Below are 12,309 nucleotides of genomic sequence, written 5' to 3' on the forward strand. Positions count from 1 at the left end.
TGATCAGTTTATTGGTGAGGTCTCTATTTTAAGCTCAGATAAAAGAGAGTATCGATGCGCACAATCTATAAAGGTTTATTGGCTTTACTGGGCAGTGTGATGTTGACGGGTGCGCTGCTGTTGCCTGTGCAGACGGCGCATGCGGCCGTCAGTGAGCAACAGCAAGCGGCGAATAAACTCAGTGAGTTACTCAGCCATACGCAAACCATTACCGGTAGTTTTTCTCAGCTGACCTTGGACTCCACCGGTACGCAGTTGCAAGAAGCCGCAGGCAAAATGGTGTTGCAGCGTCCGGGGTTGTTTCGTTGGCACACCGACCCACCATTGGAGCAGCTCTTGGTTTCCAATGGTAAAAAAGTATGGCTGTATGATCCGGATTTATTGCAAGTGACCGTGCAGAAAATGGATCAACGTTTGACTCACACCCCAGCTTTATTGCTCTCGGGTGATGTCTCGCAAATTAGTGAAAACTTCACCATAACCTATAAAGAAGCGGGTTCAATTATTGATTTTATTTTGACCCCGACCGCGAAAGATACGCTGTTTGATACCTTGCGTTTATCCTTTCGTAACGGCGTGATTAACGATATGCAATTGCTCGATGCCGTCGGTCAACGCACCAATATTCTATTTATGAATGTGAAAGTTAACGAACCGGTTGCCGCCAGTCAGTTTGTCTTTGAAGCGCCTGAGGGTGTTGATGTGATTGAGGACGAGGAGTAACAGTGCAGCTGTTTAGCAGTGAACCCATCGCGCAGCCACTGGCCGCGCGTTTGCGTGCCAATACGCTGGATGACTATGTCGGACAGCAACATATTTTAGCTATTGGTAAACCCCTGCGTGAGGCCTTGCAGCAAGGCGTGTTGCACTCGATGATTTTTTGGGGACCGCCCGGTGTCGGCAAAACCACCTTGGCACGTTTGCTGGCGCAGGTCAGTGATGCCCATTTTATTACCCTGTCAGCTGTTTTATCAGGGGTTAAAGAAATCCGCGAAGCGGTGCAAGAGGCGAAACAACAGTCTGCACAATACAGTCGCCGTACCATCTTATTTGTCGATGAAGTGCATCGCTTTAATAAAGGCCAACAAGACGCTTTTTTACCTTATGTGGAAGATGGTACCTTTATTTTTATTGGTGCTACCACCGAAAATCCTTCTTTTGAACTCAATAATGCACTGCTGTCGCGGGCGCGCGTTTATGTGCTGAAAAGTCTCGATGATGCCGCCTTGCAACTGTTGCTGACGCGAGCCTTAAGCGATCAACGAGGGCTGGGTGATCGTACATTAAGCATTGAACCCGAGGCGCAGGAATTATTAATTCGCGCCGCCGATGGTGATGGTCGCCGTCTACTTAATTTGCTAGAAAACGCCGCCGACTTACTCGACGATGGTGACTGTATTGATGTTGCTTTGCTGGGTAATATTCTCGGTGACAGCATGCGTCGCTTTGATAAAGGCGGTGAAGCATTTTACGACCAGATTTCTGCTCTGCACAAATCAGTGCGCGGCTCTAATCCTGATGCAGCCTTGTATTGGTACACGCGGATGCTTGATGGCGGTTGCGATCCGTTGTATATCGCGCGGCGTGTAGTGCGGATGGCCAGCGAGGATATCGGTAATGCCGATCCACGCGCGCTGACGTTGTGTTTGTCGGCGTGGGATGTGCAAGAACGCTTAGGCAGTCCCGAAGGTGAGCTCGCAGTGGCGCAAGCGATTACTTATTTAGCTTGTGCACCGAAAAGTAACGCGGTGTATATGGCGTACAAAGCCGCGCGCCAGGATGCGCAAAATTTTGGCTCGTTAGAGGTGCCGTTACACTTACGCAATGCGCCAAGTAAATTAATGAAGCAGTTGGGGTACGGTGAGGAATACCGCTACGCCCATGATGAGCCCGATGCTTATGCGGCTGGTGAGGATTATTTTCCCGAGGCTTTAACCCCGCGTCAGTATTACCAACCGCCAGCGCGTGGCTTAGAAATTAAAATTGGTGAAAAACTCCAGCACTTAAAGAAACTGGATCAAGTCAGTAGCAAGCAACGACGAGAGCCACAATGATAAACGTTCTGATGGTCGCTGTGGGCGGCGCCTTAGGCAGTGTGCTGCGCTACAGTACTGGCTTTGGGGTGGCTCAGATTTGGCCGCAGCATCTGTACATTGCCACTGTATTGGTTAATATTATCGGCAGTTTTTTGATTGGCTGCACTTTTTCGTGGTTTATCCAGCGGCCTGACGTTTCAGAGATGGCGCCTTTGCTGTTAATGACCGGTTTGCTCGGCGGATTTACTACCTTTTCAACGTTTTCACTGGATGCGCTGCGCATTTTTAATGAAGGGCAGCACATACAAGCTTTACTCTATATGGGCGTGACCTTGGTCGGTGGCTTATTAGCCACATGGTTGGGTATGGCGCTGATTAAATTTTCTCTGTAAGAACGGATATTTTTATGCTTGATGCAAAATTGTTACGCACCCAACCGCAAGACATTGCTGCACGCTTAGCTGTACGTGGTTTTGTTTTGGATGTTGCACGTTTAGAAGAATTGGAAGCACAACGTAAAGAAGTGCAAACGCGCACTGAACAGTTGCAAGCTGAGCGTAACAGCCGTTCCAAGTCGATTGGTCAAGCTAAAGGCCGTGGTGAAGATATTGCCCCTTTGCTGGCGCAAGTCGATCAACTCGGTGGCGCGTTGGAAGCAGGCAAGCGTGAGTTAGAAACGATTCAAGCTGATTTGGATGCGCTCGCCTTGAATATCCCTAACTTGCCAGATGCTTCAGTACCCCAGGGTGCCAGCGAAGATGACAACGTGGAAGTGCGCCGTTGGGGTACGCCGCGTGAGTTTGATTTCCCCGTACAGGACCATGTCTTGCTGGGTGAAAATATTAAGGGTTTGGATTTTGAAGCTGCAGCGAAATTATCTGGTGCACGCTTTGCGGTGATGCGTGGTGGTATTGCCCGTCTGCACCGTGCATTGGCGCAATTTATGCTCGATTTGCATACGGCTGAACACGGTTATCAAGAGATGTATACGCCGTACTTGGTGCAAGCATCTGCATTGCAAGGCACCGGTCAGTTGCCTAAGTTTTCTGAAGACTTATTTCGTATTGAACGGGCCGAGCAAACGCCTTTGTACTTGATTCCAACCGCTGAAGTCTCGCTGACCAATACCGTTGCTGGTGAGATTTTAGATGCTGCGCAGTTACCGATTAAAATGGTTGCGCACAGCCCATGTTTCCGCAGTGAAGCGGGCGCGTCAGGTCGTGATACGCGCGGCATGATCCGTCAGCATCAGTTTGATAAAGTTGAGTTGGTGCAAATTGTTGACCCAGAAACTTCATTTGCGGTGTTGGAAGAATTAACCGGGCATGCTGAGAACGTTCTGCAAGCGCTTGAGCTGCCATATCGCGTGATGTCTCTGTGCACCGCTGATATGGGTTTTGGTGCGAGCAAAACCTATGACTTAGAAGTGTGGGTGCCGAGTCAAGATAAATACCGTGAGATTTCTTCTTGCTCCAACTGCACCGATTTTCAAGCGCGTCGAATGCAGACCCGTTATCGCAATCCAGAAACCGGAAAAACTGAACTCGTGCATACCCTCAATGGCTCAGGTTTAGCGGTCGGTCGTACCTTAGTTGCGGTGCTGGAAAATAACCAACAAGCGGATGGCAGTATTACTGTACCTGAGGTGTTACGCCCTTATATGGCCGGTCTTGAAGTGATTCGTTAAGTTTTTGCTGTGCATGCTGGGTGATCGCCTAACGGCGATTGCCTCGTGATCAGTCGTTATTACTTTTGGGTTAAAGCGCTTCTGTTGCGAGTGCTTGATTGCAAACAATGCAACACAGGTCGCGCTACGTTTATAAAGACTGCAGTTGCTGTTATCCAGCGCTTAAGCGTAGCGCATTGCTATGTTTCTTCATGGTTTGCATAAGGGTGTTGTTATGGATTACTTGCCGTTATTTCATAAGATGCAAGGACGCAGCGTGTTGCTGGTCGGAGGCGGTGAAATGGCCTTGCGTAAGGCGCGCTTATTGCTAGACACAGGCGCTACGCTGCGAGTGATTGCCCCTTGTATTAGTGATGAGTTGCAAGCACTGGTTGCGGCTAAGCAAGGGCAGTGTCTACTACGTGAATACCAAGACACGGACATGCAAGATTGCTGCTTAGTGCTGGCGACGACTGATCAGTCTGAAGTGAATGTGGCCATCTCGGTGCAGGCAAAGGCGCAAGGCATTCCAGTGTATGCGCTAGGCGCGCCGGAGTTATCAAGTTTTATCTTCCCAGCGATTGTCGATCGCTCGCCATTGGTTATTGCTGTTTCCAGTGCCGGACACGCACCAGTACTGGCACGTTTAGCTCGAGCTAAAATCGAAACCTGGCTACCGGCCAGTTACGGTCATTTAGCCGGTTTAGCAGCGAAATTCCGTGATCAAGTGAAAGCACTATTACCGAATGTGCAGCCGCGACGAGCCTTTTGGGAGGATGTTTTCCAAGGCCCCATTGCTGAACATGTGTTTGCTGGGCGTGATCAACAGGCTGAAGCGTTACTCACTGAAAAAATCAGTGGAGCACAGAATAAGGTCGTTGGTGAGGTGTATTTAGTGGGTGCCGGTCCTGGTGATCCAGATTTGTTAACCTTTAAAGCACTGCGTTTAATGCAGCAAGCGGATGTGGTGCTGTATGACCGTTTAGTAGCTCCAGCGATTCTTGAGCTGTGTCGCCGTGATGCCGATCGTATGTATGTCGGCAAACAAGCGTCCAATCACAGCGTGCCGCAAGATCAGATCAACCAGAAATTAGTCGAGTTGGCCTTACAAGGTAAGCGTGTGGTGCGTCTGAAGGGCGGTGATCCGTTTATTTTTGGACGCGGTGGCGAGGAAATCGAAGAGTTGGCCGCGCAACATATTCCTTTTCAAGTGGTGCCGGGTATTACTGCGGCGTCGGGTTGCTCAGCCTATGCTGGTATTCCGCTAACACACCGTGATTATGCACAATCAGTGCGTTTTGTGACTGGGCATCCAAAAGACGGTGTGCTTGATTTGCCGTGGGCTGAGTTGATTGCTTCGACACAAACTGTGGTGTTTTATATGGGCCTTGGGTGCTTGCCTGATATCTGTCAGCAGTTAATTGCACATGGCCGTGCAGCGCAGACCCCGATTGCTTTGGTTGAAAATGGCACTACGCTGCAGCAGCGAGTGTTTGTCGGTACCTTAGAGACGATTACTCAGCAGGTGAACGACTTCGCGGTGCAAAGTCCGAGTTTAATTATTGTCGGTGAAGTGGTGGCTCTGCGTGAGAAGTTGCATTGGTTTGCTGGGGCAAATTAAATTACTGCGTTAAGTAAAAGTAAAAGCACTTAGCGTTTTATGCACATGCCGCGCCTCGCTCATGCCGCTTTTCCCTCAGCGAGACATCCTGTCTCGATTCGGGCGCTGCGCCATCCATGGCTACGCTTGTCGCGGCACGAGCGAGGTGCTCGTTGATCATGGATGTTGTTTGCAAGTTTGTAGCGCGACTCAGAGTGGCGAGTTTGGATATGTAAAATATCGTGTTAGCTGTTGTTGATCTTGTTTTTGTGATGCGTGCGCAATAGTGCCAACAACGCCAATGATCAACGAGTACTTCGGGGTAGGTGTGGTAAGCGAGCCATGGATGGCGTAGCGTCGGAGTTGAACCCTGGATGGGTTCATCGGCGGATTAACACCTACCCCGGAGTGCGATATGCCTCGCCTAACCTGATAAGCAAAAGCAACTAACACTTACCCAGAAGTACAACAGGCGCGGCACAAACCATCAATTTGGCTTAGTAAGAAGCCTTGAATGACACAAAAGCACGCGAATACATAGAAAGTTCGGTTTTGTCCTGCGCTTTTTGTCGATCTGGGTTTAAACTGCTGCATGGTGCTAGCACGTGCAAGTTATGCTGCTATCCAGAGCGCTATTAAATTATTTACGTACGCAACTGATATATTTAAAGTCAGTTATTTATTGATATAACAGGATTTTATCCAGGAGAGCAGGCATGTCCATTCAAGAGGCGCAGGTCAGTCGCGCTGATTTTGATCAAGTTATGGTGCCCAACTATGCACCAGCTGGCTTTATTCCAGTACGTGGACTCGGTTCGCGATTATGGGATCAAAGTGGACGCGAGCTGATTGACTTGTCCGGCGGTATTGCGGTGAATGGCTTAGGTCACTGCCATCCTGCATTGGTTGAGGCATTAACCACGCAAGCGCATAAGCTTTGGCATGTCTCCAATGTGTTTACCAATGAACCTGCTCTGCGTCTGGCGCGTAAGTTAACTGCGGCGACTTTTGCTGATCGCGTGTTTTTCAGTAACTCTGGGGCAGAAGCCAACGAAGCAGCGTTGAAACTGGCACGTAAAGTTGCCAGTGATCGTTTTGGCGCCGATAAATACGAAATAATTTCGACCATTAATAGCTTTCACGGACGCACCGTGTTTACTGTCAATGTCGGTGGTCAGCCGAAGTACTCTGAGGGCTTTGGTCCACGTCCTGAAGGCATTACCCATGTGCTTTATAATGATTTGGCGGCTATGGAAAAGGCTATTTCAGAACGTACCTGTGCGGTGATTTTAGAACCGATTCAAGGTGAAAGTGGTGTCTTGCCGGCTGAGTTAGCCTATCTGCAAGGCGTGCGTGCTTTATGTGATAAATACAACGCACTACTGATTTTTGATGAAGTGCAATCCGGTATGGGCCGTACTGGCAAGTTATTTGCTCACGAACATTACGGCGTCACGCCTGATGTGCTAACCACCGCGAAAAGTCTTGGTGGCGGTTTTCCTATCTCAGCGATGTTGACGACCAATGACTATGCACAGCATCTAGCCGTTGGCACGCATGGCACCACGTTTGGTGGTAATCCGTTAGCCTGTGCCGTCGGTGAAACGGTATTGGATATTATCAATACACCGGCAGTACTTGATGCGGTGCTGGCCAAGGGCGAGTACTTACGTGACAAGCTGCGCGCTATTGGCGAGCCTTATGATCTGTTCGAACAAGTGCGCGGTAAAGGTTTGTTAGTCGGCGCAGTGCTGAATGATAAATATAAAGGTAAAGCTGGCGCCTTAATGGCTGCCGCTGAGCGCGCTGATCTATTAGTTTTGGTGGCCGGTCCTGATGTGGTGCGTTTTGCTCCCAGCTTAGTCATTGAGCAAGCTGATCTGGATGAAGGTTTAGCACGTTTTACTCGTGCTGTTGCCGAGTTTGTGAGTCAAGCGCAGGCGTAACTCGATATTATTCAGCGCGTAGTGGCGAATAGCCGCTGCGCGCTAATTTATTTTAAATGAGGTTATTACAGATTATGAACACAGAATTACAGTTAATTCTTGAAAATGAAGACGGTGCTCAAACTGAAGCCTCTTGCACGCGTTTTGCTGTGCTGTGGCAAGGGAAAGAAATTTGGATACAAACCGCCGGGAATGGTCAGCTATTGATTGGCGTTGATGTTGAAGAGGGTGATGCTGAATACGCCAATCTTTTATTGCGTCCATTAGCGACTAACTTGGTCAGCTTACAACTCGAAATGGAAGCTGCCGATGTTGGCGCAGACGAGCATGTGCACACTGACACCTGTGATCATTGATCGTTACTTTAGCGACTTATAGCTCATCACTGCATCAAGCACGCACCAGCGATATACTGTGTGCTTTCAGTCGGTAAACCGTTGCAATTATGCAGGTATTACCGTTATTTAATTGTGGAAGAATATATGAAAAGCGCAGAAATCCGTGAAGCCTTCCTTCGCTTCTTTGAAGAAAAGGGCCATACCCGCGTAGCATCTAGCTCATTGATCCCTGCCAATGACCCAACGCTATTATTTACCAATGCGGGCATGAATCAGTTTAAAGACTGCTTCTTGGGTTTAGAAAAACGCGCCTATACACGCGCCACCAGCAGCCAGAAATGTGTGCGGGCTGGCGGTAAGCATAATGACTTAGAAAACGTCGGGTATACCGCGCGTCATCATACTTTTTTTGAGATGCTGGGTAACTTCAGTTTCGGTGATTACTTCAAACAGGATGCCATTCATTATGCCTGGGAGTTTTTAACCTCCAAACAGTGGCTGAATTTGCCGCAAGAAAAGCTCTGGGTCACTGTCTATGAGAGCGATGACGAAGCGTATAATATTTGGGTAAAAGAAATTGGTGTGCCTGCTGAGCGGATGATTCGCATCGGTGATAATGGCGGTGCGCCTTATGCCTCAGATAACTTCTGGGCAATGGGTGATACCGGTCCATGTGGTCCTTGTACAGAAATATTTTTCGATCATGGTGAGCACATTTGGGGTGGTCCACCGGGTTCGCCAGACGAAGATGGCGACCGCTATATCGAAATTTGGAATAACGTTTTTATGCAGTTTAACCGCACGGCTGATGGTGTGATGCATCCGCTGCCCGCGCCAAGTGTTGACACCGGTATGGGTCTTGAGCGGATCAGTGCAGTGCTGCAACATGTTAATTCGAATTATGAGATTGATTTGTTTCAGCACTTGCTCAGCGCTGTCGCTGCGGCGGTCGGCTGTGAAAATAATGATAGTCCGTCACTCAACGTGATAGCTGACCATATTCGCTCATGCAGCTTTTTGATTGCTGATGGTGTGGTGCCGTCCAATGATGGTCGTGGTTATGTCTTGCGCCGGATTATTCGCCGTGCCTGCCGTCATGGTAATAAGCTGGGTGCCAGCGACAGTTTCTTTTACAAAATTGTCGCTGCGTTAGTTGAGCAAATGGGCGACGCTTTCCCAGAGCTTAAGCAGCAGCAGGCGCAGATTGAACGCATTCTGAAAACTGAAGAAGAACAGTTTGCTAAAACCTTGGAGCAAGGTTTGCGTATTCTGGAGCAAGATCTCGCGCACTTAGACGGTTCAGTGATTCCAGGTTCGCTGGTGTTTAAATTGTATGACACCTTTGGTTTCCCGATGGATCTAACGGCGGATATCGCACGTGAGCGCGAACTGAGCGTTGACGAAGAAGGTTTTGAGCGTGAGATGCAAGCACAAAGAGAACGTGCGCGCTCAGCCAGCTCCTTTGCTCTTGATTACAATACGCTGATTAAAATTGACGGCGAGACTGAGTTCTTAGGCTATCAAGAGCACCAATCTGCCGCAAAAGTGCTGATGATTATTAAAGACGGTGCCAGCGTTGAGTCAGCCTTAGAAGGCGATAACGCGGTTATCGTTTTAGATCGCACACCGTTTTATGCCGAGTCTGGTGGTCAAGTGGGTGATTGCGGTTATTTAACCGCTGAAAATCTGTGCATTGAAATCACTGATACCAGCAAAAATGGCCATGCTTTCTTGCACCATGGCTGTGTGACTCAAGGTACAGTACAAGTCGGCGACAGTATTAGCGCGCAAGTGGATGCTAAGGTGCGTCATGCAACTGCGCTGAACCACTCCGCAACGCATATTTTACACGCGGCGCTGCGCGATATTTTAGGCGAGCACGTGCAACAAAAAGGCTCCTTAGTCGATAGCCAGCGTTTGCGCTTTGACTTCAGTCACTTTGAGGCGCTGACTGCGCAACAGATCAAAGCGTTAGAAGCACGAGTTAATCAAGAAATTCGTAACAACACTGCGGTCTGTACTGAAGTGACTGACATTGAAACAGCTAAAGCTAAAGGCGCGATGGCGCTGTTTGGCGAAAAGTACGGCGACCAAGTACGCGTATTAAGTATGGCCGATGGTTTTTCTGTAGAGCTGTGTGGTGGTATCCACGCTGAGCGTACCGGCGATATCGGTGTGTTTAAAATTACCAGTGAAGGTGGTGTTGCCGCGGGTGTCCGTCGTATCGAAGCAGTGACCGGTGAAGCCGCTTGGAATTGGCTCAGTGGCGCAGAAGAACAGCTCAAACAGGCAATGAGCTTGGTTAAAGGTACTCGCGAGAATGTTTTGGATAAGCTGCAAGCGGTACTGGATCAGCAACGTAGCCTAGAAAAAGAGATCGAGCAGCTCAAAGCCAAAGCCGCTCGCGCAGCAGGCAGTGATCTAGCTTCTGCTGCGGTTGAGGTGAATGGCGTTAAAGTCTTGGCGGCGCGTCTTGATGGTGTTGACGGTAAAGACTTACTGGTACTGATCGATCAGTTAAAAAATAAACTGGGTAGCGCGGTCATTTTATTAGGCGGTGTGCAGGATGAGCGCATTGTTCTGGTCGCTGGTGTCACTAAAGACCTAACCGGCCAATTTAAAGCGGGTGATCTAATGAAGCAGGCCGCTGCCGTGGTTGGTGGTAAAGGCGGTGGTCGTCCGGATATGGCGCAGGGCAGTGGTGTTGAACTGGCCAAGCTGGATGATGCCTTAGCGATGACTGCAGAGTATGTGGCCAGCAAAAGCTAAACCGTCATTTAAGTGATACACCCTTAGTGCGAGATACTCGCTGCACTAAGGGCTCTATTTTTAACGCTAACGATGATTAAGGCGGCACTAACATGGCGTTGATCGTACAAAAGTTTGGTGGTACCTCGGTGGGCTCACCTGAGCGAATCGAGCAAGTGGCGCAAAAAGTGGCAAAGTTTCGTGCGGCCGGTGATGATGTTGTCGTCGTCGTTTCTGCGATGAGCGGCGAGACCAATCGCTTGCTGGCCTTGGCGAAGCAAATCAGCGCTAAGCCAACGTTGCGTGAAATGGATGTGATGATTGCCACGGGTGAGCAAGTGACTATTGCCTTGTTAGCGATGGCGCTGAATAAAATTGGCGTGCTTGCAGTTTCTTTTACTGGCGCACAAGTACCGATTGTGACTGACAGTGAACACGGTAAAGCGCGCATTTTGAGCATTGATGAATCTAAAGTGCGTGAACAGCTTAATGCTGGCAAAGTTGTGGTGGTTGCCGGTTTTCAAGGGGTGGATGAGCAGGGCAATATCACCACCTTAGGCCGCGGCGGATCCGATACTACCGCGGTGGCCTTAGCGGCGGCGTTAAAAGCTGACGAGTGTCATATCTATACTGATGTGGACGGTGTGTACACCACAGATCCACGCGTGGTGCCACGAGCGCAGCGCTTGGATCGTATTACCTTTGAAGAAATGCTAGAGATGGCCAGTCTCGGTTCAAAAATTTTACAGTTACGCTCAGTCGAGTTTGCCGGTAAGTACAATGTGCCGTTACGTGTCTTGCACAGCTTTCAAGAGGGCCCTGGCACTCTAATTACTACTGATGATAATGAGGACAGCATGGAACAGCCGATTATTTCTGGTATTGCTTTTAACCGCGATGAAGCCAAGTTAACCATTCGTGGTGTTCCAGATACCCCAGGTGTTGCCTTTAAAATTTTAGGGCCGATCAGTGCCGCTAATATTGATATCGATATGATTGTGCAAAACGTTGCCCAAGACAACACCACCGACTTTACCTTTACCGTGAATAATATTGATTACGATAAAGCCATCGATGTCTTAAGGGCTACGGCGCTGGAGATCGGGGCCGGTGAAGTGAGTGGCACCACCAGTATCGCTAAAGTATCTATTGTGGGTGTCGGCATGCGCTCACATCCGGGCGTTGCCAGTTGCATGTTTGAGGCTTTGGCCAAAGAAAATATTAATATTCAGATGATTTCCACGTCGGAAATTAGAGTGTCAGTAGTGATTGATGAGAAGTATGTGGAGCTGGCGGTGCGGGCTTTACACACTGCTTTTGGTCTTGATGCGTCGGAAAAATAGCTTTTAGAACGATTTTTAGGCGCAGGGTCACTGCGCTTTGTATATTTTATTAGCAAAAATGACTTAGAATTGATTTTGCTTAATAAATAAGCGTTCGCATTATGTGCAATTGCAGGTGATGCGTGTACGCTATTGATAACTTACAGATGCAGACTGTAATCCTAATATTGTTGAAGGAAGGAGATAACAAATGTTAATACTAACGCGTCGTGTCGGAGAGACACTGATGGTTGGTGATGAAGTCACTGTCACTGTACTGGGTGTAAAAGGCAATCAAGTTCGCATTGGTGTTAACGCACCAAAAGAGATTGCTGTACACCGTGAAGAGATCTATCAGCGCATCCAAAAAGAGAAAGAAGAGAAAGAAGAGGCAAGTATTTGATTCTTTTTGTATTTATGCTTTGCAATTTCTAAAAATGAGGGTATTATACGCCCCGTTACGGAGAAGTGGCCGAGTGGCCGAAGGCGCTCCCCTGCTAAGGGAGTACACCTCAAAAGGGTGTCGAGGGTTCGAATCCCTCCTTCTCCGCCATTTTTAGTATTGTGAAGCAGATTTTTAAAGAGTTTAAATTAAAAATAAAACTCCTTGATTATCAAGTAAATAGCTCTATAATACGCGCCACAATGGACTC

10 protein-coding genes and 1 tRNA gene are annotated in these 12,309 nt (G+C 48.6%); all 11 read left to right on the top strand.

Annotation, left to right across the window (positions count from 1 at the left end; genetic code table 11):
• Nucleotides 1-54 precede the first annotated feature (54 nt).
• The 11 genes from lolA (at nucleotide 55) to JYJ62_RS10465 (ending at nucleotide 12,209) form a co-directional block, all read left to right on the top strand.
• On the top strand, nucleotides 55-723 hold the full coding sequence (gene lolA / locus JYJ62_RS10415) for an outer membrane lipoprotein chaperone LolA (protein WP_205342161.1): 669 nt from the start codon (nucleotides 55-57) through the stop codon (nucleotides 721-723).
• Nucleotides 724-725: 2 nt separating this feature from the next.
• A complete protein-coding gene (locus tag JYJ62_RS10420; RefSeq protein WP_205342162.1) occupies nucleotides 726-2,054 on the top strand; it encodes a replication-associated recombination protein A in 1,329 nt (442 codons plus the stop codon).
• The gene (gene crcB, locus JYJ62_RS10425) at nucleotides 2,051-2,428 is read left to right on the top strand and encodes a fluoride efflux transporter CrcB (RefSeq protein ID WP_205342163.1); all 378 of its coding nucleotides are present in this window, start codon (nucleotides 2,051-2,053) and stop codon (nucleotides 2,426-2,428) included. Before JYJ62_RS10420 ends, crcB begins: the two co-directional genes overlap by 4 nt.
• A 14-nt stretch (nucleotides 2,429-2,442) precedes the next feature.
• Complete coding sequence (gene serS, locus JYJ62_RS10430) at nucleotides 2,443-3,723, top strand: serine--tRNA ligase (protein ID WP_205342164.1); 1,281 nt, start codon at nucleotides 2,443-2,445, stop codon at nucleotides 3,721-3,723.
• A gap of 214 nt (nucleotides 3,724-3,937) precedes the next feature.
• Nucleotides 3,938-5,323: a siroheme synthase CysG gene (gene cysG / locus JYJ62_RS10435; protein WP_205342165.1), complete on the top strand. Its 1,386-nt coding sequence runs from the start codon at nucleotides 3,938-3,940 to the stop codon at nucleotides 5,321-5,323.
• A gap of 695 nt (nucleotides 5,324-6,018) precedes the next feature.
• Nucleotides 6,019-7,248, top strand: a complete 1,230-nt coding sequence (locus tag JYJ62_RS10440) for an aspartate aminotransferase family protein (protein WP_205342166.1) — start codon at nucleotides 6,019-6,021, stop codon at nucleotides 7,246-7,248.
• Between the two features lie 74 nt (nucleotides 7,249-7,322).
• Nucleotides 7,323-7,604 (top strand): topoisomerase II, encoded by a 282-nt coding sequence (locus JYJ62_RS10445; RefSeq protein ID WP_205342167.1) that lies wholly within the window; start codon nucleotides 7,323-7,325, stop codon nucleotides 7,602-7,604.
• A 126-nt stretch (nucleotides 7,605-7,730) separates the two neighbouring features.
• Nucleotides 7,731-10,355 (top strand): alanine--tRNA ligase, encoded by a 2,625-nt coding sequence (alaS, locus tag JYJ62_RS10450; RefSeq protein ID WP_205342168.1) that lies wholly within the window; start codon nucleotides 7,731-7,733, stop codon nucleotides 10,353-10,355.
• Between the two features lie 92 nt (nucleotides 10,356-10,447).
• The gene (locus JYJ62_RS10455; protein WP_205342169.1) at nucleotides 10,448-11,677 is read left to right on the top strand and encodes an aspartate kinase; all 1,230 of its coding nucleotides are present in this window, start codon (nucleotides 10,448-10,450) and stop codon (nucleotides 11,675-11,677) included.
• A gap of 190 nt (nucleotides 11,678-11,867) precedes the next feature.
• Nucleotides 11,868-12,059 carry a carbon storage regulator CsrA gene (gene csrA, locus JYJ62_RS10460; RefSeq protein WP_205342170.1) on the top strand — a complete coding sequence of 64 codons (192 nt, stop codon included), beginning with the start codon at nucleotides 11,868-11,870 and terminating at the stop codon, nucleotides 12,057-12,059.
• A 59-nt stretch (nucleotides 12,060-12,118) separates the two neighbouring features.
• Nucleotides 12,119-12,209: transfer RNA gene (locus JYJ62_RS10465), tRNA-Ser, on the top strand.
• Nucleotides 12,210-12,309 lie beyond the last annotated feature (100 nt).

The organism is Denitrificimonas caeni (assembly GCF_905120345.1).
GTDB classification, from domain to species: Bacteria; Pseudomonadota; Gammaproteobacteria; order Pseudomonadales; family Pseudomonadaceae; genus Denitrificimonas; species Denitrificimonas caeni_A.